Genomic DNA, 18,692 nt, shown 5'->3' on the forward strand with positions numbered 1-18,692 from the left:
TGCAGGAGCCAATAAAGTCTTTGGCTTCTGGATCTACCTGATGAGCGACTGCATTATCTTCGCTACGCTGTTTGCGACCTATGCAGTTATGGTCAATAACACTGCCGTTGTTCAGGCAGGTAAAGACATCTTTGAACTGCCGTTTGTGCTGGTTGAAACCGCGCTGCTGCTGCTCAGCTCCATTACTTATGGAATGGCAGTGATCGCGATGAACAACCAGAACAAGGGTTCAGTCATCAGCTGGTTGGCTCTGACCTTCCTGTTTGGTGCTGGATTCATCGGCATGGAAATCTATGAATTCCATCATCTGATCCTGGAAGGCTTCGGTCCTGACCGCAGTGGTTTCCTGTCCGCGTTCTTTACGCTGGTCGGTACCCACGGTCTGCACGTGACCTCAGGCCTGATCTGGATGGCAGTGATGATGTTCCAGATTTCTAAACGTGGTCTGACTGCAACCAACCGCACCCGCATCATGTGCCTGAGCTTGTTCTGGCACTTCCTGGATGTGGTTTGGATCTGCGTATTCACCGTTGTCTATCTGATGGGAGCCATGTAATGAGTCATTCAGTTAACGAACATGGCGCTTCTCACGGTAGCGTGAAGTCTTACATGATCGGCTTCATCCTCTCTATCATCCTGACCGGTATTCCGTTCTGGATGGTAATGGATGGCGGCGCATCACACGGCACGATTCTGGGTGTGGTTCTGGTGTGTGCGGTGGTTCAGGTGTTAGTGCACCTGGTCTACTTCCTGCACTTAGACAGCAAGTCAGAGGGTGGCTGGAACATGGTGGCGATAGTCTTCTCAGCACTCATCATTCTGATTGTTGTTGTCGGCTCACTGTGGATCATGTGGAACCTCAACTACAACATGATGGCCGACTAAAGAGTCACACGTAATGATTAAGCAATACCTGCAAGTAACAAAACCAGGAATTATTTTCGGCAACTTAATTTCTGTGATCGGTGGATTCTTGCTGGCTTCGAAAGGCAGCATTGATTACCCCCTGTTTCTCTATTCACTGGTGGGCGTTTCGCTGGTTGTCGCATCGGGTTGTGTATTCAACAACGTGATTGACCGCGATATCGATATCAAAATGGAGAGAACGCGGAACCGTGTTCTGGTCAAAGGCCTGATCTCGGCGAAAGTAAGCCTGGTTTATGCAACCGCATTGGGTATTGCTGGCTTTGCGTTGCTGTATTTCGGCGCTAACCCGCTGGCCATGTGGCTGGCGGTGATGGGCTTCGTTGTCTATGTGGGCATTTATAGCCTGTATATGAAACGCAACTCCGTGTATGGCACGCTGATCGGTAGCCTCTCTGGTGCAGCACCGCCAGTGATTGGCTACTGCGCAGTGACCAACCAGTTTGATGCTGGCGCCCTGATCTTATTGGCTATCTTTAGCCTGTGGCAGATGCCGCACTCGTACGCGATTGCGATTTTCCGCTTCAAAGATTATCAGGCGGCTAACATCCCGGTTCTGCCTGTCGTGAAAGGTATCTCGGTAGCCAAAAATCATATTACGCTATACATCCTGGCGTTCATGATTGCTACGCTGATGCTGACACTCGGCGGTTACGCGGGTTACAAGTATCTGGTGGTCGCCGCGGCAGTGAGTGTGTGGTGGTTGGGCATGGCGCTTTCAGGTTACAAAACCTCAAACGATAAAGTTTGGGCGCGTAAACTGTTTGTGTTCTCGATTGTCGCTATCACAGCATTGAGCGTGATGATGTCGGTTGATTTTATGACGCCGGCCTCTAAAGACCTGCTGACTTACGTCTGGTAATACAGCTCCGCAACACCAGAAAGGGCGCGAATTTCGCGCCCTTTCTTTTTGTTACCACTGCTTAACAACAATTGTTTTACCCGCCCTGCCCTGCTCCCTAAAATGAGAGCTAAATGCCCGGAATAATTCGAGATGCAGGAAGGCGGCAAGTGCATGAATCCCTGGGAGCTGACTAAAGTAAGTGACCTGGGTGAACGTGCGCAGCCAACGCATCTGCGGCTTGAAGTATAAAGGGCATAAACTTACAGAGGTTGGAATGAACGACAATAAAATGACGCCAGTAGAGCTTCGGGCTACATGGGGTTTAGGCACAGTTTTTTCCCTGCGCATGCTGGGAATGTTTATGGTCCTGCCGGTACTCACCACGTACGGTATGGCGTTGCAGGGAGCCAGTGAAACCTTAATTGGTCTGGCAATTGGCATCTATGGTCTGGCGCAAGCCGTATTCCAGATTCCGTTTGGTCTGCTGTCCGATCGCGTCGGTCGCAAACCGCTCATTGTTGGCGGGCTGTTAGTGTTCGTGCTGGGCAGTATTATCGCAGCGATGACCACCTCAATCTGGGGCGTGATCCTGGGTCGTGCTTTACAAGGCTCTGGCGCAATTGCCGCTGCCGTGATGGCGCTACTCTCAGATCTCACTCGCGAACAAAACCGCACTAAAGCAATGGCGTTTATTGGCATCAGTTTCGGTGTGACCTTTGCTATTGCGATGGTGGTAGGCCCAATTGTCACCCATGCTCTGGGTTTGCATGCACTGTTCTGGATGATCGCTATTCTGGCCTCGCTGGGCATTGTTATCACGCTATTGGTGGTGCCGAGCGCACCGAATCACGTGCTGAATCGTGAATCCGGCATGGTAAAAGCCAGCATTCGTGAAGTGTTAGCCAACCCTAAACTCCTGAAATTAAACATCGGTATTCTTTGCCTGCATATCCTGCTGATGTCGAGTTTTGTGGCTTTGCCAGGCCAGTTTGAACAAGCGGGCTTCCCGGCATCTGAACACTGGAAAGTCTATCTGGTCACCATGCTGGTCGCTTTCGTTCTGGTGGTGCCTTTCATCATCTATGCCGAAGTGAAACGCCGCATGAAGCGCGTTTTTGTTACCTGCGTGGCACTGATCATTATCGCGGAAATCGTACTGTGGGGTGCGGCTGGTCATTTCTGGACGCTGGTGATTGGCGTGCAGCTATTCTTCCTCGCCTTCAACCTGATGGAAGCCATTCTGCCTTCGCTGATCAGTAAAGAATCACCGCCGGGCTACAAAGGTACAGCGATGGGCATTTACTCCACCAGCCAGTTCATTGGCGTGGCGATTGGCGGCAGCATGGGCGGTTGGATCTTCGGTCACTTTGATGCGCAGACGGTGTTTCTGGTGGGTGCGATTGTCGCGGCAGCCTGGCTGTTTGTGGCGATGTCGATGCAGGAGCCACCTTACGTCAGCAGCCTGCGCATGGTACTCAGTGATGCCGTATTAGCGGTGCCTAACCTTGAGAAGCGTTTAAAAGCGCAGCCGGGTGTCTCTTCAGTATTTATCGTGCCGGAAGAGAAAAGTGCTTACATCAAGATCGACAGTAAAGTGACGAGCCGCGTCGAAATCGAAGCGCTGCTCGCCAGCTGTTAGTTAGTAGTCACACACTCTGTGGCGGCGCGATTAACCGCTCCGCCACAAACCATCACGCTAATTAAAGCGACATATCCACCACGATACGCCCTTCAATTTTTCCCGCATGCATACGCGCAAAAATGTCGTTAATGTTGGTCAACGGTTCAACCGCCACGTTGGCTTTCACTTTGTGACGACCGGCGAAATCCAACGCTTCCTGGAGATCTTTACGCGTGCCCACAATTGAACCGCGCACCGTAATCCCGTCCAGCACCATATCGAAAATCGACAAATCAAATTTGCCCGGTGGCAGACCGTTCAGCACCATGGTGCCGCCACGGCGCATGGTGCCAATCGCCTGCTCAAACGCTTTAGGTGATACGGCCGTAACCAGCACACCATGCGCGCCGCCAAAACTTTCCTGGAACACTTTTGCGGGATCGACGTTCTTCGCATTCGCTACCACACTGGCACCAAGCCGCTTAGCAAACGCCAGCTTCTCATCGTCGATATCAACCGCAGCCACATTCAGTCCCATCGCCACCGCGTACTGCACCGCCATATGACCTAAACCTCCAATACCGGACACCACTACCCAATCGCCTGGCTTGGTATCGGTCATTTTCAGGCCTTTGTACACCGTCACGCCGGCACACAGAATTGGTGCGATTTCGTTGTAATCGATGTTTTCCGGAATGATGCCGACATAATTCGCATCCGCGAGGCAATATTCTGCGAAACTGCCGTTCACCGAATAACCGGCATTCTGCTGTGACAGGCACAGGGTTTCCCAACTATCCAGACAGTGCTCGCAGTGGCCACATGCGGAATAGAGCCACGGCACGCCCACACGATCGCCCAGTTTTAAATGCTTCACACCTTCACCGAGCGCCACTACCTGCCCTACGCCTTCGTGGCCAGGAATAAACGGGGGATTGGGCTTAATCGGCCAGTCGCCTTCGGCGGCATGTAAGTCGGTATGGCACACGCCGGTCGCGGCGATTTTCACCAGAATCTGGCCCGGTCCCACTTGCGGTACTGGCACCTGCTCAATCACTAACGGTTCACCAAAGGCTTTAACAACGGCGGCTTTCATGGTGGTTTTGATTTGCATATTCATCTTTCACTCTCCATTTGATCGGATGCAGACTCAGAACAGGCCCAAAGGCGCGGTGCCATAGCTGACCAGCAGATTTTTGGTTTGTTGGTAGGCGCTAAGCGCCATCTTGTGCGTCTCGCGTCCCACGCCCGATTGCTTGTAGCCACCGAAAGCCGCGTGTGCGGGATAGATGTGATAGCAGTTGGTCCAGACACGACCGGCTTTGATGCCACGTCCCATGCGATACGCCAGATTGGTATCACGCGTCCATACGCCCGCCCCGAGGCCAAACTGGGTTTCGTTGGCAATCGACAAGGCTTCCGCTTCGTCTTTAAAGGTGGTGATGCCGATAACCGGCCCAAAAATCTCTTCCTGGAAACACCGCATCTGGTTGGTGCCTTTAATCAGGGTTGGCTGGATATAGAATCCGTTATCCAGTTCGGCAGCGACGCTGGCGCGATCGCCTCCGGTAAGAATTTGCCCCCCTTCGTCGCGCGCGATGTTGATGTAAGACAGGATTTTGTCGAATTGCTGACGGGAAGCCTGAGCACCGATCATGGTGTCGGTATCCAGCGGATCGCCCCGACGGATGTTTGCCACTTTCTCCATCACCCGCGCCATAAACGGCTCATAGATCGATTCATGGATCAACGCACGTGATGGACAAGTACAGACCTCGCCCTGGTTGAAGAAACCGAGCACCAGCCCTTCCACCGCTTTTTCGATAAAGTCCGATTCACCCTCCATCACATCGGCAAAGTAGATGTTCGGCGACTTGCCGCCCAGCTCGACGGTGCAAGGAATGATGTTTTCAGCCGCGCACGCCATAATATGACGGCCCACTGGCGTAGAACCGGTGAACGCGATTTTGGCGATACGTTTGCTGGTGGCCAGCGCTTCACCGGCTTCACGGCCAAAGCCCTGCACCACGTTAAGCACGCCGGCCGGGAACAGATCGCCGATCAGCTCCATCAGCAAGGTGATTGCCAGCGGGGTTTGCTCAGCCGGTTTCAGCACCACGCAGTTACCCGCCGCCAGCGCCGGAGCCAGTTTCCATGCCGCCATTAACAGCGGGAAGTTCCACGGGATGATCTGCCCGACCACGCCCAGCGGTTCATGGAAGTGATAGGCAACGGTGGTTTCATCAATCTCAGCGGTGCTGCCTTCCTGCGCACGCAGACAACCGGCGAAGTAGCGGAAGTGATCCACCGCCAGCGGTAGATCGGCGTTGAGGGTTTCACGGATCGGCTTGCCGTTGTCCCAGCTCTCCGCCACAGACAACATTTCGAGATTTTGTTCAATGCAGTCGGCCACCTGCAGCAGCAGATTGGCCCGATGTTGCACGCTGGTTTTTCCCCAGGCGTCAGCGGCCTGATGAGCAGCGTCCAGTGCTAAATCGATATCCCGCGCGTCAGAACGCGGAAACTGCGCAATATCGCTGCCATCAACAGGCGAGGTGTTCGTAAAATACTGGCCGCTGAGCGGCTCTGTGAATTTGCCCGCAATAAAATTGCCGTAGGTCGCTTTAAAAGTGACCAAAGCGCCGGGCGTGCCGGGATGTGCATAACGCATCGCAAACTCCTTCGTGTAGGGTCGTTTATTGTTAGCTGGCAGCGGCAACCTGTGGGTCAACAGATTGAACAGCCCGCTGCCGTACATACCTATTGCAGCGGGCGTGCCAGTTTTTTTCAGCTTGCGAATTTTCGAAAAATCGTTTTATCTATCATCAATTTATAAAACCAATAGCCCTTTTAAACGCACGGTTTCTGCCACCAAAATCCTCATCTGTGTTGCGTATCGCAACACCGCAGAAACCAAGCCGCTACAATGCTGCAACACTTTCGCTTAGGCATGAGGTTACCAATGCAGGGAAATTCAGCCGCGTCTGCCGTTAATACCAACCCGCTTTTGAGCGACTCCTGGTTTCGTAGCCAGCTGTATGGTCTCGACCGCACCGCCGATGATTTTCCTCGCGTCCGCCAGGGTGAGCTGGCTGATGTGCTGGCCAGTAATGCCGGGCTGCAACAATTTGCCCAGCCGGTGATCAAACAGCTGGCGCAGAAACTGGCGGAAAAACAATCTGTGGTAATCCTTTCTGATGCCACCGGTTTGGTACTGAACACCTTTGGCGACATGCAATCGATGGAGAAAGCGCAGCGATTCGCCCTCACCCCTGGCAATTTGTGGAGCGAATGCGGGCGCGGCACCAATGCGATTGGCACCGCGCTAGCGATTGACGATGGCTGTGAAATTGAAGGCCAGCAACATTTTCTCACCTTGAATCAGGGGCTCTACTGCGCCGCCATGCCGTTGCAAATGCCCAACGGTCAGATTGCGGGCGTGCTGGATATCTCTGGCCCAGCGCACTTCCCGCATCCGCAAACGTTTCAGTGGGTCAAAGCCGCCGCTAAACAGATCGAGTATTTGTGGGTTAAGCAAAGCCTGCATCCCCAACAATGGTTGATGAGCCTGCACGTTGAGCCGCACGGCATTGATACCAGTGATGAGTTGCTGCTGGTGTTCTCCGATAATGTGCTCACCGCCGCAAACCGCCTGGCGATGCGTGAACTCAATCTCACCACCGGGCAGTTGGGCACCCTGACATTCCAGCAGCTGTTTGATCAGCTCGAACAGCAGGCCAACACCATTCCTTTACCGATTCATTTTGCACAACAGCGCTACTACTTCCGCCTGCGCGCTCCGCACCGCACCCACTTTGCTACGCCAAGTGAACCCAGCGTGGATCTTCCCTTCTCACTGGGTCGCGATGGTGAGAAAATGGTGCGTCTGATGAATGCCGGTGTGTCGTTGTGCATTCACGGTGAAACCGGCAGCGGTAAAGAGTATGTCAGCCGTGCGCTGCATCAGCAGAGTCGCTGGCGTGATGGGAAGTTTGTCGCCATCAACTGTGCTGCCATTCCGGAAGCGTTGATTGAATCCGAGCTATTTGGTTATCAGCCTGGTGCCTTTACCGGAGCCAGCAAAAATGGCTACATCGGTAAAATCCGCGAGGCGGATGGTGGCGTGCTGTTTCTTGATGAAATTGGAGATATGCCGCTGGCGCTACAAACCCGTTTGCTGCGCGTGCTGCAAGAAAAAGAGGTCGCGCCGCTCGGTTCCAGTCGCAGCTGGTCGGTGAATTTTGCCGTGATCTGCGCCACGCACCGTGATTTGGCGCAGCGTGTGGCCGAGGGCGAGTTCCGCGAGGATCTTCTCTATCGCTTGCAGGAATTTTCCATGACCATCCCGCCGTTGCGTGCCTGGCCAGATATCGAAGACTTTATTGGTCGGTTGTGGATTGAGCTGGGCGGCGCAGATCGCGATATCCAGCTTTCTCCCGCCTTGCTGGCATCGCTGGCACAATTGCCATGGCCGGGCAACGTGCGGCAATTACGCAGTCTGTTGCGCGTGCTGCTGGCGTTGGCGGACGAAGGGGAAGAAGTCACTGATGTGCATTTGCCAGCCGAATATCGTCGAGCAGAGGCGGTGCCAGCGGAAGATAAGCAGAGCCATGATGAGCGGCTGATTAGCGAAACGCTCCAACGCTTCAATGGCAATATCAGTAAAACGGCGGAGGCATTAGGTGTCGCGCGCAGCACGCTCTATCGTCGTGCCGCACGCGACAAACGCGATTAGTCGCGGAAGTTCTTGAACTGGAAGGGCTGACCAAGGTTGCCACCGCGCACCAGCGCCATTGCACCCTGCAAATCGTCGCGTGATTTACCGGTCACGCGCAGCTCTTCACCCTGAATCTGCGTTTGCACTTTCAGCTTGCTGTCTTTAATCAGCTTCACCAGCTTTTTAGCGATATCGCTTTCGATACCCTTTTTCAGCTTGGCTTCTACGCTCCAGCTTTTACCGCTGTGAATGATCTCTTCTGGCACTTCAATCGCTGCGCCTTCAATGCCGCGTTTCAGCAGCTTTTCACGCAAAATATCCACCAGCTGTTTAACCTGGAAATCAGATTCGCTGGTGATTTTGATGGTCTCATTCTTTTCGTTAAGCTCAATGCTGGCGCTCACGTTGCGGAAATCGAAACGGGTTGAGATTTCACGGCTGGCATTCTCCACCGCATTACGCACTTCCGGCAGTTCGACTTCGGAAACGATATCGAAAGATGGCATCTTTTCTTCTCCTGATACTAAAGTGACATGCATAATACGCGTCTTATGGCGCTAATTAAACACGATACGCGGAAAGCTATACTTAACGATGTCGTGAAATTGAGAACCCGTCAGCGGGAGGCAAAATGAAAATTACCGTGTTGGGTTGTGGCGCCCTGGGTCAAATTTGGCTCGCCGCGCTCGCACGTCAGGGACATGAGGTTCAGGGCTGGTTGCGCGTGCCGCAGCCCTATTGCTCGGTGAACGTCATTGATCCGCAAGGACAAGTCAGCAATCACACGTTTATCGCCAACGATCCGCTGTTTCTTGCCGAAAGCCAGCTGTTGCTGGTGACACTTAAAGCGCCACAGGTTTCCCCGGCGGTCAAAAACCTGCAAAGCATCCTGCCTGCTCATGCTGCCATTTTGTTATTGCACAATGGCATGGGCACGCTGGAAGAGCTGAAGGAGTTGCAGCAACCGCTGCTGCGCGGCATTACCACCCACGCGGCGATGCGCGATGGCACGGTGATCAAACACGTTGCGCAGGGCATCACACATATCGGTCCCACCGGACGTGAAAGTGCCGCGATGAGCGATATCGCCGATATCCTGCATCAGGCGCTGCCGGACGTGGCCTGGCATGACAACATTGCTTCTGCCAGCTGGCGCAAACTGGCGGTGAACTGCGTGATTAATCCGCTTACCGTTGAACACGATTGCCAGAACGGTGCCCTGCGTGCCTGGCCGCAGCAGATTGCCACGCTGTGTGAAGAGATTGCCTGGGTGATGGAGCGTGAAGGCCAGCACATTGCGGTCGATAACCTGCGCGACATCATTTATGACGTCATCGACAGCACCGCAGCGAATACCTCCTCAATGTTGCAGGATGTGCGCGCCCAGCGCCTGACAGAAATTGACTACATCACCGGCTACCTGCTGCGCCGCGCTCGCGCGCAGGGCATTGCGCTGCCGGAGAACACCCGTTTGTACGATCTGATTAAACGCAAGGAGTCCCAATATGAGCGCGACCGCATCGGTTCTGGTTTGCCTGGCACATGGCAGTGAAGAGATTGAAGCTGTCACCACTATCGACCTGCTAGTCCGCGCGGGCTTAAGCGTCACCACCGCCAGTGTCGAAAGCGATGGCACGCGCGAGATCGTCTGCTCACGCGGCGTGCGCCTGCTGGCCGATGCGCCACTGGTTGAGGTGGCGGATAACGATTATGACGCCGTGGTGCTGCCCGGCGGCCTCAAGGGCGCAGAGACCTTCCGTGACAGCCCACTGCTGGTGGAAACCGTACGCCAGTTTCATCTGGCAGGGAAAATCGTTGCCGCGATTTGTGCCGCACCTGGCACGGTGCTGATTCCGCACGATCTGTTCCCGGTAGGCAATATGACCGGCTTTCCTGGCTTGCGCGACACTATCCCTGACAAACACTGGATGGATCGCCGTGTGGTATGGGATCCGCGCGTCAACCTGCTATCCAGCCAGGGTCCAGGCACTTCGATTGATTTTGCACTGAAGCTGATTGATCTGCTGGTGGATAAAGAGAAAGCGCGTGAAGTGGCGTCACAGTTGGTATTAGCGGCGGGGATTTATAACTATCAGGAATTTGAAGAGCGTGAATAACCGCATTGTAATGCAGTAAAAAGCACTTAACGGTAGCGGCGCAATGTATTGCGCATGTCACAGTGGCAAGGTGCCGAGTGTGACACGCGCGATGAATCACGCCGTTACCAGGTTATCACCGTTACGGACGATAGACCTTCACGTTTTTAAAGCCTTGCTCATGCAGATACAACGCCTGTAAACGGCTCATCACGCCGCGATCGCAATACAGCAGCCAGGTTTTGTTCTGATCCAAATCGCCGAACTGTGTGCTCAATTTGTAGAACGGCAGAGATTTCACATCCACGCCTTCCAGCGCCAGCGGTGATGCCTCTTGCTCATCCACAGAACGGATATCCAGCACCACATCCTCTGCGGTGAACGAGACCACCGTCTCCACTTCCACCACTTCTTCCTGTGCCTTCTCCGCAATCTCGCGGATATCGACGTTGCTGGCTTCCTGCACCATGCGATTGAGGATCTCGAAATCGAAGTTTTGCTCTTCCGCTTCGATCTTCGCCTTCACCGCTTTCACCGTTGGGCTTTTCGAAATCACACCGCAGTATTCCGGCATGGTTTTGGCGAAATCTTCGGTGCCGATATGGCGCGCCAAATCGATGATGTGCTCTTTATCATGCGAGATCAGTGGACGCAGGATCAGGGTATCCGAGGCGTTATCAATCAGACGCAGGTTGGTCAGTGTCTGGCTCGATACCTGGCCCAGCGCTTCACCGGTCACCAGCGCCTGCACGCCGTAACGCTCAGCGACCATCGATGCCGCACGCACCATCATGCGCTTCAGCACCACGCCCATCTGGCCGTCATCCACTTTCTCAAGAATCTCGCCTACCACCGGCTCGAAGTTGATCGCCACGAAGCGCACGCGATGCGAACGACCATAACGCTGCCACAGATAATGCGCGACCTGACGCACGCCGATTTCATGCGCGGCACCGCCGAGATTGAAGAAGCAGTAGTGCACGCGGCAACCACGACGCATCAGCATATAGCTGGAAACGCCGGAGTCGAAGCCACCTGAAATCAGCGACAGCACATCTTCTTGCGTCCCGATCGGGAAACCACCCAGCCCTTCATAACGGCCGGTGATCAGCAGCAGACGATCGTCTTCGATCTCGAGATTGACCGTCACATCGGGATTTTTCAACTGCACGCGTGCAGTCTCAATGTGCTGATTGAGACCGCCACCCACGTAACGCTCAACCTCAATCGAGCTGAAGCTGTGTTTGCCACGACGCTTCACGCGCACGCAGAAAGTTTTCCCTTCCAGACGTTCGCGATTCAGTGCCAGCGTCTGCTCGAAGATATCGTGCATATCGGTGTAAGGCTGATCCTCAACCTCCAGTACATGGTGAATACCGGGGATGCGCGTCAGTTCATCAATAACGACGGTACGCAGCGCTTCTTTCTTAGCGCGCACTTCAATATGGTCCCAGTGGCGCACCACGGCGATTTCGTCGTCGACAGTACGCAGGGTATTGCGGATGTTACCGGTCAGGATCTTGATAAAGCGCAAACGCACCGACTGACTTTTGATGGTGATTTCAGGGAAGAGCTTAATGATAAACTTCATGGCGACACAGCTTCGTTGGGCAAATAAGTGCTAAAACCATCGGCACTTAACTGGTAAAATCATATAATTACGGGTAACGCAGAGGCGCCCGCATCCGAGGCGCAAAAGTATACCACCTTTGTCAGATGACCGCTTCTGCAACCGCAATCACATTCATTATTTTGCTAATTAATCCTCGTCGGCTACCATGACCGATTGCAAGATGATTCCTAAACTGTGAGTCGACACTGATTATGCCGAAAAAAGCCGAAGCGCCAGCCAGTTTTGAAAGCGCATTACAGCAGCTGGAACAAATCGTCAGCCGTCTGGAAAGTGGTGAACTGCCGCTGGAAGAAGCACTGAACGAATTTGAACGCGGCGTACAGCTGGCACGCACCGGTCAGCAAACCCTGCAGCAGGCTGAACAGCGCGTGCAGATCCTGCTCAGCGATGACAAAGATGCCGCGCTCGCGCCGTTCACGCCGGAAAATGACTGATGGATTTCGCCAAATTACTCAACGCGTATCACGAACGCGTCAATCTGGCGTTGACACGCTTAATAGATCCACTTCCTTTTCAGAGTTCTCCTCTGGTGCAATCCATGCAATATGGGGCACTATTAGGCGGTAAGCGTCTGCGTCCATTTTTGGTTTACGCCACGGGCGAGATGTTAAAGGCCGATGCGGCCAGCCTGGATGCCCCGGCCGCTGCCGTTGAGTGCATTCATGCTTACTCTCTGATTCATGATGATCTGCCCGCGATGGATGACGATGCGTTACGTCGCGGACAGCCAACCTGCCATATAAAATATGGTGAAGATACAGCAATTCTCGCTGGTGATGCGTTGCAAACCCTAGCGTTTTCGATTCTGGCCGATGAGCCGATGCCCGGCGTCAGCCCGCAAGATCGCATTGCGATGATCTCCGAACTGGCTCAGGCCAGCGGTGTGGCAGGCATGTGCGGTGGCCAGGCGCTGGATCTCGCCGCAGAAGGCAAGCACATTGACCTCGCCCAGCTCGAGCAGATTCATCGTCATAAAACTGGCGCTTTGATTCGCGCTGCAGTGCGTCTTGGCGCATTGACGGCGGGTGAACGTGGCCGTGCGGCACTTCCGGTCCTGGATACCTACGCCAACGCCATCGGACTGGCGTTCCAGGTGCAGGATGACATTCTTGATGTGGTGGGCGATACCGCGGTGCTGGGCAAAACTCAGGGCGCGGATCAGGCATTGGGTAAGAGCACTTATCCGGCGCTGATGGGACTGGATAATGCCCGCAGTAAAGCGTGGGATCTTTATCAGGAAGCACTGGGCGCGTTAGAGATTCTGGCGGCGCAGTCCTACAACACCACCGCATTACAAGCACTGGCAAGCTTCATAATTGAACGCGATAAATAACTTTCATAATGAGTCTCTGATGAGTTTTGATATTGCAAAATACCCGACACTGGCATTAGCGAGCACGGTTCAGGAATTACGTTTACTACCGAAAGAAAAACTTCCGGTACTGTGTGACGAGCTGCGTCAGTATCTGCTGGATAGCGTGAGCCGGTCTTCCGGCCACTTTGCTTCGGGTCTGGGCGTCGTCGAACTAACAGTCGCGCTGCATTATGTTTACAACACCCCGTTTGACCATCTGGTGTGGGACGTTGGTCATCAGGCCTATCCGCACAAAATTCTGACCGGACGCCGCGATCGTATCGGCACTATCCGCCAGAAAAATGGCCTGCATCCGTTCCCGTGGCGCGGCGAAAGTGAATACGACGTATTGAGCGTCGGTCATTCATCGACCTCGATCAGTGCCGGATTGGGCATGGCGGTTGCCGCTGAGCGCGAAGGCAAAGGACGTCGTACTGCCTGTATTATTGGCGATGGCGCCATCACCGCAGGTATGGCGTTCGAAGCCATGAACCACGCTGGCGACATCAAACCTGACATGCTGGTGATCCTTAACGACAACGAGATGTCGATCTCGGAAAACGTTGGCGCACTCAACAATCGTCTGGCCCAGATTCTCTCCGGTAAAACCTACTCACGTCTGCGCGAAGGCGGCAAGCGTGTGTTGGGCGGCCTACCTCCGATCAAAGAGCTGGTGAAGCGCACCGAAGAGCACCTGAAAGGCATGGTGGTGCCGGGCACGCTGTTTGAAGAGCTGGGCTTTAATTACATCGGTCCGGTTGATGGCCACGATGTGCTGACGCTGGTGAGCACGCTGAAGAATATGCGTGACCTGAAAGGCCCGCAGTTCCTGCACATCATGACCAAAAAGGGCAAAGGCTACGCGCCTGCCGAGCAAGACCCTATCGCCTGGCATGCGGTACCGAAGTTCGATCCGGCCAGCGGTTCTCTGCCGAAAAGCGCGCCAGGCCTGCCGAGCTACTCGAAAATTTTCGGTAGCTGGCTGAGCGAAATGGCGGCGGACGATCCGCGTTTAATGGCGGTGACGCCGGCGATGCGTGAAGGTTCTGGCATGGTCAGCTACTCTCGTGACTATCCGCAACAGTACTTTGACGTGGCGATTGCTGAACAGCATGCGGTGACCTTTGCTGCAGGTATGGCGATTGGCGGTTACAAGCCGGTGGTGGCGATTTACTCCACCTTCCTGCAGCGCGCTTACGATCAGCTGATTCACGATGTGGCGATCCAGAAACTGCCGGTGCTGTTCGCTATCGATCGCGGCGGCATCGTTGGCGCCGATGGGCAAACGCATCAGGGCGCATTCGATATCGCCTTCCTGCGCTGTGTGCCCGAAATGGTGATCATGACGCCAAGCGATGAGAACGAATGTCGCCAGATGCTTTACACCGGCTATCACTATCAGGCGGGGCCAAGTGCAGTGCGCTATCCGCGCGGCACGGGCACCGGTGCCACGCTGGAGCCGTTGGCCAGCCTGCCGCTGGGCAAAGGCATTGTGAAGCGCCGTGGTGAAAAGCTGGCGATCCTCAACTTCGGCACGCTGTTGCCTGAAGCACAGGCTGCCGCTGAAGCGCTGAACGCCACGCTGGTAGATATGCGTTTTGTGAAGCCCCTGGATGAAGCCTTGATTGCCGAACTGTCCACCAGCCATGATTCGCTGGTGACGCTGGAAGAAGGCGCGATCAAAGGCGGAGCCGGTAGCGGCGTCAACGAATACGTGATGGCTAAACGCCTGCGTGTGCACGTGCTGAACCTCGGCCTGCCAGATGAATTTATTCCACAGGGCACGCAGGAAGAAGTTCGTCAGGATTATCAGCTGGATGCCGACGGTATTCAGCAGCAAATCACTGACTGGCTGGCGCAGTAATCCCCTCCCCGCTCCTGCTGCTATGCTTAGGGCATTCCTAACGCATAAGAGCAGGAGCTCCCATGAAAACCATTCGTTTAGGCCAAACCGACTTACAGGTTTCGCGTCTCTGTTTAGGCTGCATGACTTACGGCGATCCGATGCGCGGAAATCACGCATGGACCCTGCCCGAAGAGAGCAGTCGACCGCTGATCAAGCAAGCGCTGGACGCTGGCATTAACTTTTTCGACACCGCCAACAGCTACTCCGATGGCAGCAGTGAAGAGATTGTCGGGCGTGCGCTGAAAGATTTCGCCCAGCGCGATCAGGTTGTTGTCGCCACCAAAGTCTATTTCCCGCTCAGCAACCTTTCTCAGGGACTGTCACGCAAGAACATTCTGCAATCCATCGACGATAGCCTGACGCGTCTCGGCATGGAGTATGTCGACCTGCTGCAGATTCACCGCTGGGATTACGACACGCCGATCGAAGAGACGCTTGAGGCGCTGAATGAGGTGGTGAAATCGGGTAAAGCGCGCTACATCGGCGCTTCTTCGATGCATGCTGCGCAGTTCGCTCAGGCGCTGGATCTGCAAAAGCAGAATGGCTGGGCGCGTTTTGTCAGCATGCAGGATCAGTACAACCTGATTCAGCGCGAGGAAGAAAACGAAATGCACCCGCTGTGTGAACGTGAAGGCATCGCGGTGCTGCCGTGGAGCCCGCTGGCACGCGGCAAATTGACACGTCCATGGGGCGAAACCACCGCACGTTCGGTATCGGATAACGTGATGGAAAAACTCTATACCGGCACCGAAGAGAACGATGCGGCGATTGCAGAGCGTCTGGCGACCATTGCCGCCGATAAAGGCGTGACGCGTGCACAGGTGGCACTGGCGTGGCTGCTGCATAAACCGGTGGTCACAGCCCCGATTATCGGTGCATCGCGCGAGCAGCAGTTTGCAGAGTTGGTTAAAGCAGTGGATGTGGAGCTGAGTTCAACGGATATCGCCGAGCTGGAGACGGTATATCAACCGCATCCGGTTGTAGGATTCGAGTAATGATTTAATAGCCCGCGTCCTGCGGGCTATCCTGGCAGACTCATTCCGTTTAGCGCTGCGGATTGCCAGCCCCTGAACGGCACCAGCTTGCTCTGAATCTTTCGTACGCGTTGTGACAGAGGGCACGTGAGTTAGGCGCACCTGCCGAATTAAAGCACCAGCCCAAATCCATACAAAATTGCCGCTGATATCACGCCTGCGATAATGTCATCGACCATAATGCCCATGCCGCCATGCACGTTCTGATCGAACCAGCGAATCGGCCAGGGTTTCCACATATCGAAGATGCGGAAGATGACAAACCCGGCCAGCACCCACTGCCAGCTCATCGCTGGGATCGCCATCAGCGTAATCCACATGCCGATAAACTCATCCCAGACGATGCTGCCGTGGTCGTGCACACCCATGTCTTTCGCCGTGCGATGGCAGAGATAAACGCCCACGCTAATGCCAATCAGCACCAGCAGAGAGTAAATCTGCAACGGCAGAAAGGTCATCAACCACCAAAAGGGAATCGCGGCAATCGAACCGGCGGTGCCTGGCATGATCGGGCTCAGGCCACTGCCAAAACCGGTTGCCAACAGATGCCAGGGATTGCTCAGGCGCAGGCGGCTTTTCGCTACATCTTTACTTCGCATTAAAGTGATCAAATCCCTTGTGATTAAAACGACGTGGCTTGCCATTTTCCAGCAGCGTCAACCCGTCGGCTTCAGGCGCAATCTGCCCGATGCAGGTATAAGGCACACCAAGATGACCCAGCGCCACGTCCAGCGCACCACGATTGACTTCCGGCACGGTAAAGCACAGCTCGTAATCTTCGCCGCCACTTAACGCCCAGGTCAGCACCTGTTCCGGCTCAAAATGATCGCGCAACGCAGCGGACAGCGGCAACGCTTCCAGATTGAGACGCGCACCGACGCGGCTCGCCGTGAGAATATGGCCGAGATCGGCAATCAAACCATCGGAGATATCAATCGCCGAGGTCGCCAGATTGCGCAGTGCCTGGCCCTGCAACACGCGTGGCATCGGGCGCAGATGGCGCTTGATCAACACTTCATGGACAGCCGGATCGTTCAGGCGATGACGATGTTGTAGCAGCGACAGGCCAGCCGCGCTGTCACCCAGCGTACCGGTGACAAAGATCCAGTCGCCAGGTTTGGCACCCGAACGCTTTAATGCGCGTCCTGTCGGCACCAGACCGTGAATCCCCAACGTCAGGCTCAGCGGTCCGCGCGTGGTATCACCGCCAATCAGCTGCATATCATAGTAATCCAGCAGCTCAAACAGGCTGTCGCTAAATGCGGCCAGCCAGCTTTCATTCACTTCAGGCAAGGTAATCGCCAGCGTCAACCACGCCGGATCGGCACCCATTGCCGCCAAATCACTGAGATTCACGGCCAGCGCTTTGTAACCCAGATCGGCAGGATGGATATCACGCAGGAAGTGCACGCCCGCCACCAACGTATCGGTGCTAATGGCCAGCGTCTGTTTTTCGGGCACGTTCAGTAACGCACAGTCGTCACCAATTCCCTTCTCCACATCGCGGCGGGAGCTGGTAACGCGGTTAAAATAACGTGCGATCAGTTCGAATTCACCACAGGACATAAGTCAGGTCTCAATGAGAAAAAGGCCGGTAAACCGGCCTTTCGCATTTATTTTTTATTGGGTCGAATTTGTGGGGCTGCTTTATCCAGTACGCCGTTGACAAACTTGTGGCTGTCTTCGGCGCCAAACACTTTGGCCAGTTCGATGCCTTCGTTGATGGCCACTTTATAAGGCACATCAGAACGTTTGCTCAGCTCATACAGCGAAAGACGCAGAATGGCTTTTTCTACCTGACCCAGCTCTTCCAGCTGACGTGACAGGTAAGGCTTCATCAGACCGTCCAGGTACGCGCTGTTAGTCGCCACACCGGCCAGCAATTCGCGGAAATAGCTAATATCGACGTCTTTGACGTCTTGTTCCGCCAGAAACTGGTATTCCACATCGGCAATGTCGTTGTTCGACAGCTGCCAGGAGTAAAGCGCCTGGACAGCGCACTCACGGGCGCGACGACGAGCAGCAGGTTTCACAAAATTCCCCTTCCAAAAATCAGGCTTTGATGGCTTTCAATACGTTAATCATTTCGAGTGCAGTCAGGGCCGCTTCGGCGCCTTTATTACCTGCTTTGGTGCCGGCGCGTTCAATCGCCTGCTCGATGTTTTCGGTGGTTAACACGCCGAAAGTCACCGGAATTTCGCTGGTCATCGCCACGTTGGCAATGCCAGAGCTGGCTTCACCTGCCACATATTCGAAGTGGGCGGTGCCGCCACGGATCACGGTTCCCAGAGCCACGATTGCATCGTGCTTACCGGCTTTTGCCAGTGCGCGCGCTGCCAGAGGCAGTTCGTAAGCGCCTGGAACCCAGACCACAGTGATGTTTTCTGCTTTGACCTGGCCAATACGCTTCAGCGCATCCACCGCGCCATCCAGCAGGCTGTCATTAATGAAGTTGTTAAAACGCGCAATGACGATGGCAATGTGAGCATCAGGCGCGGCAACAGGAGCTTCGATAACTTTCATACATATCCTTTGGGTGTTTGATTTATGGCCCCGCAGAAGG

Annotated in this window: 19 protein-coding genes; 11 read left to right on the forward strand and 8 right to left on the reverse strand. The window is 54.6% G+C overall.

Annotated features, from left to right (window positions below; all coding sequences use genetic code 11):
- The 4 genes from RT340_RS02315 to RT340_RS02330 form a co-directional block, all read left to right on the forward strand.
- A partial coding sequence (locus tag RT340_RS02315) for a cytochrome o ubiquinol oxidase subunit III (protein ID WP_313373826.1) occupies positions 1 to 556 on the forward strand: 556 nt, incomplete at its 5' end.
- Positions 556 to 885 (forward strand): cytochrome o ubiquinol oxidase subunit IV, encoded by a 330-nt coding sequence (locus RT340_RS02320; protein ID WP_034828092.1) that lies wholly within the window; start codon positions 556 to 558, stop codon positions 883 to 885. The genes RT340_RS02315 and RT340_RS02320, both read left to right, overlap by 1 nt.
- A 13-nt stretch (positions 886 to 898) precedes the next feature.
- Positions 899 to 1,786, forward strand: coding sequence for a heme o synthase (cyoE, locus tag RT340_RS02325; RefSeq protein WP_034828090.1), 888 nt, complete (start codon positions 899 to 901; stop codon positions 1,784 to 1,786).
- A 256-nt stretch (positions 1,787 to 2,042) separates the two neighbouring features.
- Entirely contained in the window at positions 2,043 to 3,407 is a 1,365-nt protein-coding gene (locus tag RT340_RS02330; protein WP_034828088.1) for an MFS transporter, read from the forward strand.
- A gap of 61 nt (positions 3,408 to 3,468) precedes the next feature.
- Here RT340_RS02330 and adhP read toward each other — a convergent pair whose 3' ends face one another.
- Complete coding sequence (gene adhP, locus RT340_RS02335; protein ID WP_034831060.1) at positions 3,469 to 4,509, reverse strand: alcohol dehydrogenase AdhP; 1,041 nt, start codon at positions 4,507 to 4,509, stop codon at positions 3,469 to 3,471.
- Positions 4,510 to 4,539: 30 nt separating this feature from the next.
- Positions 4,540 to 6,060 carry an aldehyde dehydrogenase family protein gene (locus RT340_RS02340; RefSeq protein WP_313373830.1) on the reverse strand — a complete coding sequence of 507 codons (1,521 nt, stop codon included), beginning with the start codon at positions 6,058 to 6,060 and terminating at the stop codon, positions 4,540 to 4,542.
- Between the two features lie 291 nt (positions 6,061 to 6,351).
- Between RT340_RS02340 and RT340_RS02345 the strand changes: the two genes are divergently transcribed.
- Positions 6,352 to 8,124, forward strand: a complete 1,773-nt coding sequence (locus RT340_RS02345) for a sigma-54-dependent Fis family transcriptional regulator (protein WP_313373832.1) — start codon at positions 6,352 to 6,354, stop codon at positions 8,122 to 8,124.
- Here RT340_RS02345 and RT340_RS02350 read toward each other — a convergent pair.
- Positions 8,121 to 8,612 (reverse strand): YajQ family cyclic di-GMP-binding protein, encoded by a 492-nt coding sequence (locus RT340_RS02350; protein WP_034831052.1) that lies wholly within the window; start codon positions 8,610 to 8,612, stop codon positions 8,121 to 8,123. The two genes, RT340_RS02345 and RT340_RS02350, sit on opposite strands and share 4 nt — an antisense overlap.
- A gap of 125 nt (positions 8,613 to 8,737) precedes the next feature.
- Here RT340_RS02350 and panE point away from each other — a divergent pair, with 125 nt between their 5' ends.
- Together panE and yajL are read left to right on the forward strand one after the other, a co-directional pair.
- Complete coding sequence (panE, locus tag RT340_RS02355) at positions 8,738 to 9,658, forward strand: 2-dehydropantoate 2-reductase (protein WP_045833921.1); 921 nt, start codon at positions 8,738 to 8,740, stop codon at positions 9,656 to 9,658.
- Positions 9,612 to 10,223: a protein deglycase YajL gene (gene yajL / locus RT340_RS02360; protein WP_097117495.1), complete on the forward strand. Its 612-nt coding sequence runs from the start codon at positions 9,612 to 9,614 to the stop codon at positions 10,221 to 10,223. Before panE ends, yajL begins: the two co-directional genes overlap by 47 nt.
- A gap of 121 nt (positions 10,224 to 10,344) precedes the next feature.
- Here yajL and thiI read toward each other — a convergent pair whose 3' ends face one another.
- Positions 10,345 to 11,793, reverse strand: coding sequence for a tRNA uracil 4-sulfurtransferase ThiI (gene thiI / locus RT340_RS02365; protein WP_160832682.1), 1,449 nt, complete (start codon positions 11,791 to 11,793; stop codon positions 10,345 to 10,347).
- Positions 11,794 to 12,026: 233 nt separating this feature from the next.
- On the opposite strand from thiI, the gene xseB reads away from it, so the two are divergent.
- The 4 genes from xseB (at position 12,027) to RT340_RS02385 (ending at position 16,090) form a co-directional block, all read left to right on the forward strand.
- The gene (gene xseB / locus RT340_RS02370; RefSeq protein ID WP_034831045.1) at positions 12,027 to 12,269 is read left to right on the forward strand and encodes an exodeoxyribonuclease VII small subunit; all 243 of its coding nucleotides are present in this window, start codon (positions 12,027 to 12,029) and stop codon (positions 12,267 to 12,269) included.
- The gene (ispA, locus tag RT340_RS02375) at positions 12,269 to 13,168 is read left to right on the forward strand and encodes a (2E,6E)-farnesyl diphosphate synthase (protein ID WP_034831043.1); all 900 of its coding nucleotides are present in this window, start codon (positions 12,269 to 12,271) and stop codon (positions 13,166 to 13,168) included. Before xseB ends, ispA begins: the two co-directional genes overlap by 1 nt.
- Before the next feature lie 19 nt (positions 13,169 to 13,187).
- Positions 13,188 to 15,053 carry a 1-deoxy-D-xylulose-5-phosphate synthase gene (dxs, locus tag RT340_RS02380; RefSeq protein WP_211728030.1) on the forward strand — a complete coding sequence of 622 codons (1,866 nt, stop codon included), beginning with the start codon at positions 13,188 to 13,190 and terminating at the stop codon, positions 15,051 to 15,053.
- Positions 15,054 to 15,115: 62 nt separating this feature from the next.
- The gene (locus RT340_RS02385) at positions 15,116 to 16,090 is read left to right on the forward strand and encodes an aldo/keto reductase (protein ID WP_097117498.1); all 975 of its coding nucleotides are present in this window, start codon (positions 15,116 to 15,118) and stop codon (positions 16,088 to 16,090) included.
- A gap of 149 nt (positions 16,091 to 16,239) precedes the next feature.
- On the opposite strand, the gene pgpA is transcribed toward RT340_RS02385, so the two are convergent.
- Genes pgpA through ribE form a run of 4 tightly spaced genes read right to left on the reverse strand, consistent with a single transcriptional unit; the run spans position 16,240 to position 18,652 of the window.
- Positions 16,240 to 16,728 carry a phosphatidylglycerophosphatase A gene (pgpA, locus tag RT340_RS02390; RefSeq protein ID WP_211728028.1) on the reverse strand — a complete coding sequence of 163 codons (489 nt, stop codon included), beginning with the start codon at positions 16,726 to 16,728 and terminating at the stop codon, positions 16,240 to 16,242.
- The gene (thiL, locus tag RT340_RS02395) at positions 16,718 to 17,695 is read right to left on the reverse strand and encodes a thiamine-phosphate kinase (RefSeq protein ID WP_034831036.1); all 978 of its coding nucleotides are present in this window, start codon (positions 17,693 to 17,695) and stop codon (positions 16,718 to 16,720) included. The genes pgpA and thiL overlap by 11 nt, the downstream gene beginning before the upstream one ends.
- A 47-nt stretch (positions 17,696 to 17,742) precedes the next feature.
- Positions 17,743 to 18,162, reverse strand: a complete 420-nt coding sequence (gene nusB / locus RT340_RS02400; protein WP_038648596.1) for a transcription antitermination factor NusB — start codon at positions 18,160 to 18,162, stop codon at positions 17,743 to 17,745.
- A 19-nt stretch (positions 18,163 to 18,181) separates the two neighbouring features.
- Positions 18,182 to 18,652, reverse strand: coding sequence for a 6,7-dimethyl-8-ribityllumazine synthase (gene ribE, locus RT340_RS02405; protein WP_160867938.1), 471 nt, complete (start codon positions 18,650 to 18,652; stop codon positions 18,182 to 18,184).
- Positions 18,653 to 18,692 lie beyond the last annotated feature (40 nt).

The sequence above is a fragment of the Pantoea sp. CTOTU50773 genome, assembly GCF_032082325.1.
Classification (GTDB): domain Bacteria; phylum Pseudomonadota; class Gammaproteobacteria; order Enterobacterales; family Enterobacteriaceae; genus Pantoea; species Pantoea communis.